10 protein-coding genes and 3 pseudogenes are annotated in these 14,682 nt (G+C 51.7%); 10 read left to right on the top strand and 3 right to left on the bottom strand.

Translation table 11 applies throughout. From position 1 onward, the window contains the following. Nucleotides 1–193 precede the first annotated feature (193 nt). The 6 genes and pseudogenes from parM to ACM5QY_RS14410 form a co-directional block, all read left to right on the top strand. Nucleotides 194–1,150: a plasmid segregation protein ParM domain-containing protein gene (gene parM / locus ACM5QY_RS14435; RefSeq protein WP_416121449.1), complete on the top strand. Its 957-nt coding sequence runs from the start codon at nucleotides 194–196 to the stop codon at nucleotides 1,148–1,150. Between the two features lie 5 nt (nucleotides 1,151–1,155). After that, nucleotides 1,156–1,521 carry a plasmid partitioning/stability family protein gene (locus ACM5QY_RS14430; RefSeq protein ID WP_416121448.1) on the top strand — a complete coding sequence of 122 codons (366 nt, stop codon included), beginning with the start codon at nucleotides 1,156–1,158 and terminating at the stop codon, nucleotides 1,519–1,521. Between the two features lie 625 nt (nucleotides 1,522–2,146). Continuing rightward, a complete protein-coding gene (locus tag ACM5QY_RS14425) occupies nucleotides 2,147–2,650 on the top strand; it encodes a sugar dehydrogenase complex small subunit (RefSeq protein ID WP_416121447.1) in 504 nt (167 codons plus the stop codon). 55 nt (nucleotides 2,651–2,705) lie between these two features. Continuing rightward, the gene (locus ACM5QY_RS14420; RefSeq protein WP_416121446.1) at nucleotides 2,706–4,310 is read left to right on the top strand and encodes a GMC family oxidoreductase; all 1,605 of its coding nucleotides are present in this window, start codon (nucleotides 2,706–2,708) and stop codon (nucleotides 4,308–4,310) included. Between the two features lie 11 nt (nucleotides 4,311–4,321). Then, the gene (locus ACM5QY_RS14415) at nucleotides 4,322–5,671 is read left to right on the top strand and encodes a cytochrome c (RefSeq protein WP_416121445.1); all 1,350 of its coding nucleotides are present in this window, start codon (nucleotides 4,322–4,324) and stop codon (nucleotides 5,669–5,671) included. 255 nt (nucleotides 5,672–5,926) lie between these two features. Further along, a pseudogene (locus tag ACM5QY_RS14410) lies at nucleotides 5,927–6,832 on the top strand (IS256 family transposase); the annotation flags it as partial. Here the strand turns inward: ACM5QY_RS14410 and ACM5QY_RS14405 are convergent. Beyond that, nucleotides 6,795–7,046, bottom strand: a pseudogene (locus tag ACM5QY_RS14405) (LbetaH domain-containing protein); the annotation flags it as partial. The pseudogenes ACM5QY_RS14410 and ACM5QY_RS14405 overlap by 38 nt on opposite strands. On the opposite strand from ACM5QY_RS14405, the pseudogene ACM5QY_RS14400 reads away from it, so the two are divergent. From ACM5QY_RS14400 to ACM5QY_RS14385, 4 genes and pseudogenes are all read left to right on the top strand, one after another. Beyond that, nucleotides 7,046–7,255: pseudogene (locus ACM5QY_RS14400) on the top strand (ISL3 family transposase); the annotation flags it as partial. The pseudogenes ACM5QY_RS14405 and ACM5QY_RS14400 overlap by 1 nt on opposite strands. A gap of 176 nt (nucleotides 7,256–7,431) precedes the next feature. Then, nucleotides 7,432–8,145: a DUF2461 domain-containing protein gene (locus ACM5QY_RS14395; RefSeq protein ID WP_416121444.1), complete on the top strand. Its 714-nt coding sequence runs from the start codon at nucleotides 7,432–7,434 to the stop codon at nucleotides 8,143–8,145. A gap of 310 nt (nucleotides 8,146–8,455) precedes the next feature. Beyond that, nucleotides 8,456–11,980 (top strand): pyruvate:ferredoxin (flavodoxin) oxidoreductase, encoded by a 3,525-nt coding sequence (gene nifJ / locus ACM5QY_RS14390; RefSeq protein ID WP_416121443.1) that lies wholly within the window; start codon nucleotides 8,456–8,458, stop codon nucleotides 11,978–11,980. A 65-nt stretch (nucleotides 11,981–12,045) separates the two neighbouring features. Next, the gene (locus ACM5QY_RS14385; RefSeq protein ID WP_416121442.1) at nucleotides 12,046–12,579 is read left to right on the top strand and encodes a flavodoxin; all 534 of its coding nucleotides are present in this window, start codon (nucleotides 12,046–12,048) and stop codon (nucleotides 12,577–12,579) included. A 135-nt stretch (nucleotides 12,580–12,714) separates the two neighbouring features. Here ACM5QY_RS14385 and ACM5QY_RS14380 read toward each other — a convergent pair whose 3' ends face one another. Further along, a complete protein-coding gene (locus tag ACM5QY_RS14380) occupies nucleotides 12,715–13,230 on the bottom strand; it encodes a nitrogen fixation protein NifQ (RefSeq protein ID WP_416121441.1) in 516 nt (171 codons plus the stop codon). Continuing rightward, entirely contained in the window at nucleotides 13,230–14,624 is a 1,395-nt protein-coding gene (nifB, locus tag ACM5QY_RS14375; protein WP_416121440.1) for a nitrogenase cofactor biosynthesis protein NifB, read from the bottom strand. The genes ACM5QY_RS14380 and nifB overlap by 1 nt, the downstream gene beginning before the upstream one ends. Nucleotides 14,625–14,682: the final 58 nt, after the last annotated feature.

The raw sequence follows: 14,682 nt of genomic DNA, 5'->3' as shown, positions 1-14,682 counted from the left end.
CAAGCGATTCATACCCCTCAATTTCTCGTTCGTAAGCTCATCCATCAGCCGTTGCATTAACTGCAACTGCGCCAATAAGTCCCTGCTTTTCTCAATCTAGTCTCTGGGAACGTTCATTCAGCGCCATTCATGCGCGTGACCACGCTGAAAATCTCAATTTCAACTCACATTTGACTCAACAAGAGGTGCATTTATGCGCATTTTTATTGATGACGGCTCAACCCATATCAAAATGCTGTGGGAGCAGCACGGCAAGACCTTCACACACCTCAGCCCGAACAGCTTCAAACGCGGATGGTCGGCTACATTTGGTACCGGTAAGCCATTTAATTACACCACAGGCCACGAGAAGTATTCGTTCGACCTTATATCCCCTGACGCACTCACTACCACCAATATCGAATGGCAGTACAGCCCGCTCAACGCCGTCGCCGTGCATCACGCGCTGCTGACCAGCGGACTGGCGCCACAGTGCGTGGATATCGTGGTCACGCTGCCGCTGGCGGAATTCTACGACGAAGACGCTCAGTACCGACTTGATAACATCGAGCGTAAGAAGCAGAACCTGTTACAGCAAGTGGTGCTGAATAACGGCCAGGTATTTACCCTCACCCGCGTCACTGTACGCCCGGAGTCCATTCCTGCCGGTATTAGGCTGTGTGATCAGCTCTCGTCCTCCCACTCAGTGCTCATCATTGATTTGGGGGGAACCACGCTTGATATTTCGCAGGTCGCAGGCCAGATGTCTTCTGTAACGCGTATCTACGGCGATCCGGCACTCGGGGTGTCACTGGTGACTGATGAGGTTCAGCAAGCGCTGCGTAAGGCTAACATCTCCCTGTCTCGCTACAACGTGGATCGGTTAATCATCAAACGTTTCGACGATACGTACCTGGCGAACAATATCAACGATCCGCGTGCTGTTGATTGTACCAAACAGGCTATCCACAGTGGTATCGCGCGTTACCGTGCTCGGGTGCTGGAAGCGATTGATCGCTTTAAGGGGTACACCCATGTGGCTGTCGTGGGCGGTGGAGCCTGTCTGCTGGCTGATGCCATTCGTACTCACGTTAATCTGCGCGAAGATCGTTTCTTTGTGGCACAAGACCCGCAGTTTGCACTGGTTCATGGTCTGAAAGCCATTGGTTAACGGAGGTGGCAATGACTCGCAGAAAGGTACTCATTTACCTGCGCCCGGCAACACATGCCAGTGAACGCTTTGCGGACGCCCGAATAGAATCGTCACCACGTGGCGAGCGCGGTGAGCTGACACGAACAGCATTACTGGCAGGCATTGCGCTGGGTGAGATAGACAGCCGTATACCGTCGGTACTGGCAGCACTGCTGGTTGACAACACAACCCCGGTCACCCTGCGCACAATGCTGACATCGTTTCTAAACATTCAGTCAACAGAAAACATACCGGCAATAGTGCATTCCGCAGGGCCACCACAAGCGGTAACCAGGCAAGCATCCGACAGCATTTCAGCGAAAAATCTGGCGGGGTCTCTGCCAGAATAATTCAATGCTTAATGTTAGCTTGTGACTCAATCGAAAACAAAAAAAAGCCATAATCCCGGACGCTCAGCCTTCATGGCCGGGCGTCCTTTTGGCGCTATGTTTTTTTGTTTTCATCATCAGCGTGACCCCCTCAGAATTTCAAAACAGTGCATGAATCATTTGTCGCGTAACCAGGGTTTTCGTTCCACTGCCTATCAGATTACTAAAATCTTACAAACGACTGACCACGCATTCTTGAGGGCTTGGAACAGAAAATAAGCAATTCACAGCAGAAGAAATTAGTTGTTACACAACTTATTCATAGATGTTATACAAGCCGAACAACTACAACATTTCTGATTACCCCCCATTTTAAAAACTTATAACGTCATAACTCTATGTAATTTAATTGATTTTTTAATTAACATTAAGACCCTATTTTCAAAAAATACCGCAACGTTCAACTTAACAGAAATAAAACAACTCACCACAACTTAGATCATTCCTCTTACGTCATTGGCGATCATTTGCAAACCCAATATAATGACTAAGGTTATTAGATGGCGATTCTGATGCTCACGCAGGACGTAAAATTCAACCTATGATCACGTTATTTTCAGTAAAACAACACATTCAGGAACGCTAAATGACTGATATACTTGGCCGTCTTACTCGCAGACGCTTACTGCAAGGGATGGGGGTGCTTGCAGCGACAACCTTGATCCCAACAGGCGTTTTGCCCGCGTATGCCTCTTCGGCTATAAGTAACGATTTCATAACAATCTCAATTTTTCTGACTGGCCGTGACAAGCTGTCAGCTGACTACAGCACCGCACTTTATTCCGCATTAACCAAATTTGACACCACTATTGCCAGCAAGCTTTCTCATCTGCGCGCTTACATCGACGCAAACTCAATCAAAGCGGCTGATTTAAAAAACAGGCTGAGCACCGACCCTGCGGTTGCTGATTTAGTGGGACTGCCAGGACTGCTTCTTACCGGATGGTATCTCGGCATTGTGGGATCGGGAGACAACGCCATCTGCGTAACCTACGTTGATGCATTGGCCAATAAAGAGGTTGCCGACGTCCTTAGACCACCAAGTTATGCCTACGGCGCCTACGGCAGCTGGGCTGCAAAACCGGTTTGATTGCCACGGTACATATTTCATTTTCAATTCGACTTATTTAACAGAAGTGACAAAAATGTCTGACACTATAACTACCGATGTCCTCGTCATTGGTTCTGGCGTCGTGGGCGCGCTAACGGCACGCAAACTGGCTTTGGCAGGGCGGCAGGTGCTGATGCTAGAAGCAGGTCCAAGAATACAACGCGATGATATTGTGACCAATTTTAGGCATTCACCGCGTAAAGACGATTTTATTGCGCCTTATCCCAATTCCAAAATAGCGCCTTTCCCGGATTATAAACCCGAAGACAATGGATACCTGGATCAGGCAGGGCCGAACCCTTATAAACCCGAATATATCCGTGTAGTAGGGGGAACCAGCTGGCACTGGGCCGCGCAGGCATGGCGTTTAGTTCCCAACGATTTTCGACTCAAATCTCAGTATGGCGTCGGACGTGACTGGCCTATCAGCTATGCCGATCTCGAACCTTACTATTATGAAGCTGAGTTGCTCTGGGGCGTTTCAGGTCCTGCCGAAATGGCGAAGTATTCTCCGCGAAACGAACCATTTCCTCTTCCCCCTGTAACAAAATCCTATCTCGAACAGCGGGTTACTGAACGACTCGCGCCGAAATATGAGTTACTGACCAACACCACTGGCCGTAATTCACTGCCGTATGATGGCCGTCCTCAGTGCTGTGGAAACAACAACTGCATGCCTATTTGCCCGATTGATGCTCAATACCACGGTGGTATTGCAGCGGATGCGGCGGAAAAAGCAGGCGTTAAATTAATCCCGCAGGCTGTTGTTTATAAGCTGGAACAAGATGGTCACGGTAAAATCACCGCCGCATACTACTATGACTGGAATAAGGTCTCGCGTCGCGTTGTGGCCGAAGTCTACGTGATGGCCGCCAATGCTATCGAAACACCAAAAATTCTGTTCTTGTCCGCTGATGCAAAAAACCCGCACGGGCTCTGCAATAACTACGATCAGCTCGGACGGAATCTGATGGATCACCCGTCAAACTCAGCCACTTTTTATGTCGATGAACCCCTTTGGCCAGGCCGTGGCCCGATGAGCCCTTCATCCATCCAGCAGATGCGTGATGGTGATTTCCGTTCAGAATCTGCGGCCTTCCGCATAGATTTTTCCAATTCATCACGTGTTGCCGGGGTTACCGCCAATGCCATTAAAGAAGGGCTGACGGGACAGGCTCTGGAGCAGGCGATTCGCTTTCGCTCATCCCATGAACTCAGCATCAAAAATGTGCTGGAGCAACTGCCGGACCCAAACAACAGAACCATGCTGAGCTCACATAAGAAAGATGCGCTGGGACTGCCAACGCCATCATTTTCTTACTCTTACGATGAGTATGTGGAAAAAGGAATGCAACATTCATTAAGTATCTATGCCGACATTGCAAAAATGTTGGGTGCCACGGACGTTCGTTATTCAGCTCCCGGCGTTTACAGCAACAATCAACACATTACCGGCACGCTGGCGATGGGTTTTGATGAGAAAACCTCGGTGACTGACCACGTGGGCAAGGCCTGGGAATATGACAACCTTTATATGGTGTCAACAGGGGTTATGCCAACGGTTGCAACAGCAAACTCAACACTCACCGCCTGTGCATTAGGTCTGCGCACTGCCGATGCCATTCTGGGCAAAATTTAAGGAGAGTTACTATGAAAACGTTGCTTTCATTAAAGATTGCAGGGGTTATGACGGGATTGTTATTGAGCCTTCCCGTGCTGGCGGACCAAAGTGACAGTCAGTCGCTGATTGAAAAAGGTCAGTATCTGGCGGTTGCCGGGGACTGTGGTGCGTGTCATACCGATTCCGGCGGCAAGGCGTTCGCAGGCGGCCTGGCCATTAAAACGCCGATTGGTGAAATATTCTCAACCAATATTACCCCTTCTAAAACGGCTGGCATTGGCAATTACACCCTCGAGGAATTTGATAACGCCGTGCGTAAAGGCGTGCGCAAGGATGGGGGAAATCTCTATCCTGCCATGCCTTACACCTCCTATTCCAAGATAAGCGATGATGACATGAAGGCGCTTTATGCCTATTTCATGTCTGCCGTACCGGCTGTTGACGCTAAGGGACCAGAAACTGCGCTTCCTTTCCCATTTAATATTCGCTTATCTATGGCTGGCTGGAACCTGATCTTTGCCGGAGGAAAACCTTTTGTCGAAGACAACACCCAATCGCCTGAATGGAACCGGGGAGCGTATCTGGCAGAGGGACTGGCACACTGTTCAACCTGCCATACACCTAGAAATCCGCTGATGGCTGAAGAGTCAGACAAGTCACTGGCAGGTGCATCATTAGGGACATGGTTTGCGCCGAACATCACGTCCGACCCGCATGCGGGTATAGGCAACTGGACACAACAGGATTTGATGACCTATTTGGCAACGGGTCGTGCTGAAAATGGCTCTCAGGCAGGAGGGCCAATGCTTGAAGCCATTGATAAAAGCTTTAGCAAACTGTCTCCTGAAGATCTGAAAGCTATTGCGACTTACATTCAAAGCGTCCCGGCTCAAAGCAGTAATGCGACGTCGGAAAAACTGAAGGGTGCGGCGCCGGAAATTTCTGACATTTCCATTATGAATGGTACAGCGTCAGAAGGCTCCAGGCTTTATGCCTCACATTGCTCCACGTGCCATCAGGCCTCAGGTCAGGGCAGCAATGGCCTGCCGGCACTTTATAATAACGCTGCGTTAAGGCGTCCGGTTGCAGACAACGCGGTGATGGCCGTTCTGGAGGGGCTTATTCCCTCGAAAGGACAGGCTATGCCCGCTTTCAATGACAAGATGGATGACCAGCAGGTAGCGACATTGGTTAACTATTTGTTCAACACCTACGGCGATCCTAAAGTCCAAACGACGCCGGAGCGTGTGAAGTCGCTACGTCAGGGAGGCGCCCCCTCTCCCCTGCTTGCTATAGCCAAAGGCGGCATGATTGTTGTGGCCTTGATAGTGCTTATCATCGGTTTGTTAGTATTCAGGTTACGTAGAAAACGTAGATAAATAAGGTGAATGGCTGCCTGTGGCAGCGATCAGCAAAATAAAAAGTCCTGGTCGAAAGGCCAGAACTTTAATTGTATGTAACCCCCCGCTTTTCGCTCATTGCAATCTCAGTTAAATGTTCTCCATATAACGGAACGCTTTCTGCAGATCTGGGGTTCCACGCCGGAACCCCAGGTTTTTCTGGCAACAAAAATCACCCCCGGTTGAGCCGCGTTGGTCAGGATTGACGGACTTTTTACGGCAGTTGGCTCAGCCACTGGCTGCGGTAACCAGATCCTGTCGTTGTATGCAAAAGGCATGACTACCCGCGAAATCGCTGCCGCATTTAAAGAACTGTATGATGCCGATGTCTCACCCGCACTGGTCTCAAAGGTCACCGATGCCGTGATGGAGCAGGTAGTCGAATGGCAAAATCGCCCCCTAGATGCCATCTATCCTATTGTTTATCTTGACTGTATCGTCCTGAAAGTACGGCATGACAGCCGCGTTATCAACAAAGCCGTGTTCCTGGCTTTGGGGATTAATATCGAAGGCCAGAAAGAACTGCTGGGTATGTGGCTGGCAGAAAATGAAGGGGCAAAGTTCTGGCTGAATGTTCTCACGGAGCTGAAAAACCGTGGTCTGAACGACATTCTTATCGCCTGCGTTGATGGTCTGAAAGGCTTCCCTGACGCGATAAATGCGGTCTACCCGGAGACGCGTATTCAGCTGTGTATTGTGCATATGGTGCGCAACAGTCTGCGGTTCGTCTCCTGGAAGGACTACAAGGCTGTCACCCGTGACCTGAAGGCGTTCCATCAGGCGCCGACGGAAGAGGCGGGCTTGCAGGCGCTGGAAGCCTTTGCCAGTGCCTGGGATAGTCGTTATCCGCAGATAAGCCGCAGTTGGCAATCCAACTGGTCAAATCTGGTAACATTCTTCGCGTGGCCAGCGGACATCCGCAAGGTGATCTACACGACTAATGCCATCGAGTCGCTGAACAACGTGATCCGGCATGCGACCAAAAAACGCAAAGTGTTCCCAACAGACGATGCCGTGAAAAAAGTGGTGTGGCTGGCGATCCAGGCGGCGTCCCAGAAATGGACCATGCCGTTAGCCAACTGGCGACAGGCTTTAAACCATTTTATGATTGAGTACCCGGAGCGAATGGCCGGGTACTGACAAACGGGCGTTTACACAAAATCTGGTACAGACCCCCGGCGTAAACGCCTTTTACGGTGACGGGTTTTACGACCACGCTTCCTGCTCCAATAACCGCTCCGCTTTTGAAAAGATCGTTAGCAAACGTGACGTTCTAACCGATAAAACAGGCTTTACCCATCGTTACGTTCTCGCATATGAACGTATACGACTGAATATGACTACCTTCACCGACGTCACTGGTACTGCCGTAACCCGATGTGTTCGCGTAAAATCTTCGCTGAATCTCTGGTCCCCTTAGCTGGTTCGAGGCAGCAATCCTCAGAGACTCTAAAGAATTTACAGCATCAACTGGGGCTAAACGCTTGTGGCGAGGACGGGAAGCGAGCCGCAATAGCCACCGGTATCCAAACCAGCGCTGATACTCTGTTGCGCAGGGTGGTTCAGGTACGCTAACCCTGCCTGAGCTGCCATCTGAGTTTAGCGTCTTAGGTGAACGTAATAATTTTACTTACCGGTTGTTCAGCAAGAAATTTTTACTTTTCGGTTTGCACTGAATGGTTTCAGGCGTCAGGATCTATCCTGATTTCTCCATTCGCAGTAAGAAAGGTTCATTGATAATGACGACTCAGACACTTGGAAAGACGGTTGCGGCAGGAACAATTTTTAGTCCGGCCGGTCTGCAATTTCTGAATAAACTCGCACAAAACAACTCCCGCGACTGGTTTAAGGCTAATCAGGATGAATACGAAAATACGTTGAGAACGCCTGCACTGCGCTTTATCGAGCAAATGCAGCCAGAGATTGTTGCCATTTCTCCCAGGCTGACTGCCGTCTCTAAGAAAGTCGGTGGCAGCCTGATGCGCCCGCAACGCGACAGCCGGTTCAGCAAAGATAAAACGCCTTACAAAACCAATGTCGGCATTCAGTTTCGTCACTTTCAGGGCAAAGATGTCCACACTCCGGGGCTCTATCTGCATATCGCCGAAGATGGTTGTTTTATTGCGGCAGGGATCTGGCATCCGGAATCGAAAGCGTTAAATGTGATTCGCGCGTGCATTGATGAGAACCCCAATGCTTACCAGAAAGCCCTTAAAATATTGCACGATAACGGGTTTGTGATGGATGGCGACAGCCTGAGTCGTCCGCCAAGAGGTTACGACAAAAACCACCCGTTGTTAGCGGAATTAAAACGCAAAGATTTTATCGCGGTTAAAAACATTGCCTTTGAGGATCTGTGCAAGCCGGATGTTATCGATTTTTGCGCACAGCAGTTCAGGCATTGCGCGCCGCTGATGTCCTACCTGTGTTTTGCACTTGAGCTGGATTTCTAAACCCCGTTGAGGAAAACCGTACCGGCCATATTTTGCGGGGCTGAATTTCAGGCATAAAAAAGACATCGGCTTTACTGCCGGCTGAAAACCGGGGTGGATAAGTGCCGAAACCGGTGCGGGTAATGTCAGTGTAGCGACAAGTTGCTAACAAATGTGTGCCGAAACATTCAATGCCGACAAACGCTCCCGACAGATTTCCAAAATTACTTCATTTAATTCAATGCATTAATGTAAACATCCCGTCTGGCATGTCCCATGCTTGTTCCTTTCCAAACCTTGAATTGAGCAACATCAAGCTGGAGAGTGAGTCATGCCGAGACAAATGAAAACCATGGACGGGAATACGGCGGCAGCCTATATATCTTATGCCTTCACGGATGTTACCGCGATTTATCCGATTACACCTTCGACTCCGATGGCAGAAAGTGTTGATGAATGGGCCGCACAGGGTAAAAAAAACCTGTTTGGTCAGACGGTAAAAATCATGGAGATGCAGTCCGAATCTGGCGCGGCGGGGGCCATTCACGGTGCCTTGCAGGCCGGCGCACTGGCGACCACTTATACTGCTTCGCAGGGGTTGTTGTTGATGACGCCAAACATGTACAAAATTGCCGGTGAACTGCTGCCGGCGGTTTTTCATGTCAGTGCGCGTGCCCTGGCAACCAACTCGTTAAATATCTTTGGGGATCATCAGGATGTCATGGCTGTTCGCCAGACCGGTTGCGCCATGCTGGCGGAAAGCAGCGTCCAGCAGGTGATGGACCTGGCGGCGGTGGCACATCTGACCGCCATTAAAGGACGTATCCCGTTTATCAACTTCTTTGATGGATTCCGTACCTCTCACGAAATTCAGAAAATCGAAGTGCTCGATTATGAAGAACTGGCCGCGTTGCTGGACTGGGATGCCGTTACGCGGTTTCGCCAGAACGCGTTACATCCGGATCATCCTGTCGTACGCGGTACGGCGCAAAACCCGGATATTTATTTCCAGGAGCGTGAAGCGTCGAATAAATTCTATATGGCTCTGCCGGAAATGGTGGAGTCCTACATGGCCAAAATCAGCGAACTCACCGGTCGCGAGTACCACCTGTTCAACTATTACGGCGCGCCGGATGCCAGCCGGATGATTATTGCAATGGGATCGGTGTGCGAAACCATTCAGGAAACGGTGGATTATCTCAATGCCAACGGTGAGAAAGTCGGCGTACTGACAGTGCATCTTTACCGGCCTTTTTCCCTAAAGCATTTCTTCAAATACATTCCGAAAAGTGTCAGTAATATTGCCGTTCTCGACCGGACTAAAGAGCCGGGTTCACTGGCGGAACCGCTGTATCTCGACGTGAAAAGCGCGTTTTATAACAGCGACTGGCGCCCGGTGATTGTCGGCGGCCGCTACGCGCTGGGCGGTAAAGATATTCTGCCTTCCCATATAATTTCTATCTTCGACAACCTGCTTTCTGAACGTCCGCGCGATGGCTTTACGGTGGGGATAAACGACGATGTCACCTTTACCTCATTGCCACTCTCAGGCCGTGATCTTGATACATCATCCGGCGGAACAACCGCCTGTAAATTCTGGGGACTGGGTTCAGACGGTACCGTCGGGGCCAATAAAAGTGCCATCAAAATTATCGGCGACAAAACCGATATGTATGCGCAGGCCTATTTTGCTTATGACTCTAAAAAGTCCGGCGGCGTCACGATGTCGCATCTGCGCTTTGGTCACAGCCCGATCAAATCCCCGTATTTAATCGATAAAGCCGATTTCATTTCCTGCTCACAACAATCCTATGTGAACAAATATCACCTGCTGGCGGGGCTGAAACCAGGTGGAACCTTCCTGCTTAACTGTAGCTGGGATGTCGATGAACTGGACGAAAAACTGCCCGTCGCCATGAAGCGCTATGTCGCGACATACGATATTCAGTTTTATATCGTCAATGCCGTCGGAATAGCACAAAAGCTGGGGCTGGGCGGGCGCTTTAACATGATCATGCAATCGGCTTTCTTCAAACTGGCAGACATTATTCCCCCGGCCCGCGCAGTGGAATACCTGAAACAGAGCATTGAGCATGCCTACGGCAATAAAGGCCAGAAAGTTGTTGATATGAACAATCTTGCGGTGGACAGCGGCATTGAGTCGGTGGTGCAAATCAGCGTACCGCAGGCGTGGAAGCATCTTGAGGACCGTGTCGTGTCACCCAAAATGCTGCCAGCATTTATTAAAGATATTCTGATCCCGATGAACCGCCAGGAAGGGGATTCGTTGCCGGTCAGCATTTTTAACGGCATTGAGGACGGCACCTTCCCGTCCGGCACGGCGGCATATGAAAAACGCGGTGTGGCGATTAACGTGCCTGTGTGGCAGACGGACAAATGTACCCAATGTAACCAATGTGCGTTTATCTGCCCGCACGCGGCTATCCGCCCTGTCTTGATTTCTGAAGACGAGATGCAAAATGCACCGGCAGGGTTCAGCGCCAGACTGGCCAGCGGAACAGAAGATGCCTGGTATCGCCTCGCCGTTTCTCCGCTCGACTGCTCCGGTTGCGGTAACTGTGCAGATGTCTGCCCGGTCAAAGGCAAGGCGCTGTCGATGCAACCGCTGGAATCGCAGGAACATGAAATTGAACTGTGGGAACATGCGCTCAGCCTGACACCCAAAGCCAATCCGCAAAATAAATTCACCGTGAAAGGCAGCCAGTTTGAACAGCCACTGCTCGAGTTCTCCGGCGCCTGCGGGGGTTGCGGTGAAACGCCTTACGCCAAACTGGTGACTCAGTTATTTGGCGACCGAATGATGATTGCCAATGCGACCGGATGTTCATCGATCTGGGGCGCGAGCGCACCTTCTATTCCTTATACCACTAACCACAAAGGGCAAGGGCCGACCTGGGCCAACTCACTTTTTGAAGATAACGCCGAGTTTGGGCTTGGCATGCTGCTGGGTGTGGATGCGATTCGCGATACCCTCGCCACACAGGTCAAAGCGGCGATCGACAACGCGCCGGATGCGCCACTGGATGCAGAACTGTCAGCCTGTCTGAGTGACTGGCTGGCACATAAAGATCAGGGCGAAGGCACCCGTGAGCGGGCTGAAAAAGTGCTGGCACTTCTGGCTTCACAGACGCCAGGGAAAAATCCGCACACAGACAGTATCTATGCCCACCGCGATTATCTGGCGAAGCGTTCTCACTGGATATTTGGCGGTGACGGCTGGGCCTACGATATCGGCTTCGGAGGGCTGGATCACGTGCTGGCCTCGGGTAAGGACGTCAACGTTCTGGTGTTTGATACCGAGGTATATTCCAACACGGGCGGTCAGTCGTCTAAATCGACGCCAGCGGCAGCCGTTGCGCAATTTGCTGCGAACGGCAAGAAAACCCGAAAGAAAGATCTGGGCATGATGGCAATGAGTTACGGCTACGTGTATGTCGCACAAATCGCGATGGGGGCCGACAAAAATCAGACATTACGGGCGATTGCCGAAGCCGAGGCGTATCCGGGACCTTCTCTCATTATCGCTTACGCGGCCTGCATCAACCACGGCTTGCGTATCGGTATGGGATGCAGTCAGCGTGAAGCCAGGCGCGCTGTCGAGGCAGGATATTGGGCTAATTACCGTTATCACCCGCAACTGAAAGAGGCCGGTAAAAATCCGTTCATTCTCGATTCAGATGAACCTGAAGAGGATTTCCAGGAGTTTCTGGCCGGTGAAGTGCGCTACTCGTCATTGGAAAAACTGTATCCGGAATTTGCCGGGGCTCTGTTTAAAAAGACCGAAGACGATGCACGCGAAAGACTTGAAGGCTATAAAAAACTCGCGTCATCCTGAGAGAAAACGGCGAGTCATCATGGCACTAATCTTTTAATAAACATTTGATATATCAGGAGATTATTATGGCTACCATCGGTATTTTTTTTGGGTCTGATACCGGACAAACAAGAAAAGTTGCGAAGCTTATCTACCAGAAACTGGACGGGATTGCCGACGCGCCCCTGGATGTCCGGCGCGCAACCCACGAACAGTTTTTATCTTACCCGGTCTTGCTGCTAGGTACGCCAACGCTGGGCGATGGTGAGCTACCCGGTGTGGATGCAGGCAGTCAGTACGACTCCTGGCAGGAGTTCACAAACACACTGTCTGAAGCGGATCTGACCGGTAAGACCGTGGCATTATTTGGGCTGGGCGATCAGCTTAACTATTCCAAAAATTTTGTTAGCGCAATGCGGATCCTCTATGACCTCGTCATTTCGCGTGGTGCCAGCGTTGTAGGTCACTGGCCGCGTGAAGGCTATAAATTCTCGTTTTCCGCTGCGCTGCTGGAAAACAATGAGTTTGTCGGCCTGCCACTGGATCAGGAAAATCAATACGATCAGACAGAGGAGCGTATTGACAGCTGGCTGGAGAAGCTTAAACAAGCCGTGCTTTGACCCTCGGGTGATGACACTTCTGCAAAAATACAAAACCAGCCGTCTGGCTGGTTTTTTTCTGTCGGCGGGTATCCGGTTTTCGCACACTATGTCTGGTCATTGCTGATGAAACACGCAGAACCTGAGGCGTTGCGCCTAATCTTCCGGCGCAAAACAGATGTTCCATTCGCAGCATTCGTTACAGCTTGGTGAACGGCAGACGATTTCTCCCAGCGACTGTAGGCATTGCTGGCGGTAGAAGAACTTTTTCCAGCGCATGTTTTGGTGATTCAGCCTGACCAGTTCGGGAAAGCAATCCGTCATCAGGTCGCGCAGTTCGGCGCGGGAATCCAGCCCCAGATCCTGCCACAGATGGTCAAACCCCATCGATGCTGTGGCGATCAGTTCATGCATCGGCGCGGCCTCCGGCACCTGTGACTGCGCGAGCCACTGCGCCAGCTGTTCCCGCTCGCAGCGGCGTGCCTGCTGTAACAACCCGAGCAGTTTTTGCTGTTCGAGTTGTAACGTTGAAAGCGCCGGCGCAGCGCGTCCGGTATGTTGCAGTAAAACCTGCCAGGCGACGTCTTCCAGCCCCATCTGCGGCGGAAAACGTGAGCGCCCGGTCAGGTGCAGTGACAGCAACCGGCTTAACCACCCCTGAGCGCCGTTCATTACGCCACCCCGCGAATGCTGATTTCACCCCCGGCCAGCTTTCGTTGCTGCCACCATTGCGCGAGCACGGTTTCAACCGGCTGCCAGGCGCCGTCCACCTGCGGCTCAATGCCCGCCGCTTCCAGACGTTTCCACGGCGTCAGGCCAATGCGGGCACAGAATACCGCGCTGACGTCTGCCAGCAGCTCCAGCAATGCCTCCATGTTCTGCGCCGCATCTTCCGGCTCACAGTCATCCGGCGAACGGCAATAACGTGGCGTAAAACGCTGCCCGACCTGCATCACACCTGCCGCCGACAGGCTGTACAGCGTGAAACGATCAGCGTGACCGAAATGCTGATCGACAGCCAGCCCCTGCGACGTTGCGACCGCCACCAGACAGGCGTCCGCTTCTTCGGATTCGCCCTGCGACACAATGCTTGCGTGAAGCTGTGTGCGCTGATGTAACACCGGTAAGTAAGGTGGCGGATTGACCGGCACGGACGCCAGCGGGAAAGCCGCATTGCGGTCTTCACCCAGCATGCCGATGGCATCTGCGCGGCACTGATGGCAGTGCGTCATCTGCGGCATCGAAATACCGCAGGATTGTCTCAATGATGCCACCATCTCGGCATCCGGTTCCGCCTGCCCGTTCAGCCCGAAAACAGTGCCGTGTTCAGGACGCGAAATCAGCGGCATGATGTTATGCAAAAACGCGCCCCATTCGCCCGCCTGCTGGCTGACCGCCTGCATATGCTGGTCGTTAATCCCCGGGATCAGCACCGAATTGATTTTCACCAGCACACCTTTTTCAATCAGCTTTCTGATGCCTTCAGCCTGACGTTCGATCAGTAAATCTGCCGCCATCCGCCCGGTATAACGCTCACCGTCATACCACAGCCAGGCATAGATTTTTTCGGCAACCGCCGGATCGAGCGCATTCATCGTCACCGTCACGTGATCCACGCCGACATCCACCAGCCGGTCCACCACATCCGGCAACATCAGGCCGTTGGTGGAAAGACACAGTTTGAGATCCGGCAGTTGCTGGCGCAGCAGTTCGAGGGTCTGGAACGTGCGGCCGATATTGGCCAGCGGATCGCCAGGCCCGGCAATACCGACCACGGAAAGTTGCGGGATCGCCGCCGCCACCTGGCGGGCTTTGGCGACAGCCTGCTCGGGAAGCAACAATTCCGACACGACACCCGGGCGTGATTCGTTACTGCAATCGTATTTGCGGTTGCAGTAATGACATTGCAGATTACAGGCCGGGGCGACGGCCAGATGCATACGGGCAAAGCGGTGATGCCCGCTGACGGAATAACACGGATGCTGCGCCGCTTTACGGGCCAGTTGTTCATTTACACGGGTCTGGCTTTGGCCGGAGCAACCCGCAGAGGAAGGACAGGATGTCATAGCGGTAAACCTTAATCAGCAGAAGGTTCTGAATATCTGCAAAGGTCATACCGTCGGG

Source organism: Rahnella sp. PCH160, assembly GCF_047784855.1.
Lineage (GTDB): Bacteria > Pseudomonadota > Gammaproteobacteria > Enterobacterales > Enterobacteriaceae > Rahnella.
The sequence above is the reverse complement of the archived record's forward strand: the minus strand, read 5'-3'. Positions and strand labels throughout refer to the sequence as shown.

Coding starts and splice junctions, on each gene's coding strand:
- parM (WP_416121449.1), top strand. CDS start 194: ATGCGCATTTTTATTGATGACGGCTCAACCCATATCAAAATGCTGTGG.
- ACM5QY_RS14425 (WP_416121447.1), top strand. CDS start 2,147: ATGACTGATATACTTGGCCGTCTTACTCGCAGACGCTTACTGCAAGGG.
- ACM5QY_RS14420 (WP_416121446.1), top strand. CDS start 2,706: ATGTCTGACACTATAACTACCGATGTCCTCGTCATTGGTTCTGGCGTC.
- ACM5QY_RS14415 (WP_416121445.1), top strand. CDS start 4,322: ATGAAAACGTTGCTTTCATTAAAGATTGCAGGGGTTATGACGGGATTG.
- ACM5QY_RS14395 (WP_416121444.1), top strand. CDS start 7,432: ATGACGACTCAGACACTTGGAAAGACGGTTGCGGCAGGAACAATTTTT.
- nifJ (WP_416121443.1), top strand. CDS start 8,456: ATGCCGAGACAAATGAAAACCATGGACGGGAATACGGCGGCAGCCTAT.
- ACM5QY_RS14385 (WP_416121442.1), top strand. CDS start 12,046: ATGGCTACCATCGGTATTTTTTTTGGGTCTGATACCGGACAAACAAGA.
- ACM5QY_RS14380 (WP_416121441.1), bottom strand. CDS start 13,230: ATGAACGGCGCTCAGGGGTGGTTAAGCCGGTTGCTGTCACTGCACCTG.
- nifB (WP_416121440.1), bottom strand. CDS start 14,624: ATGACATCCTGTCCTTCCTCTGCGGGTTGCTCCGGCCAAAGCCAGACC.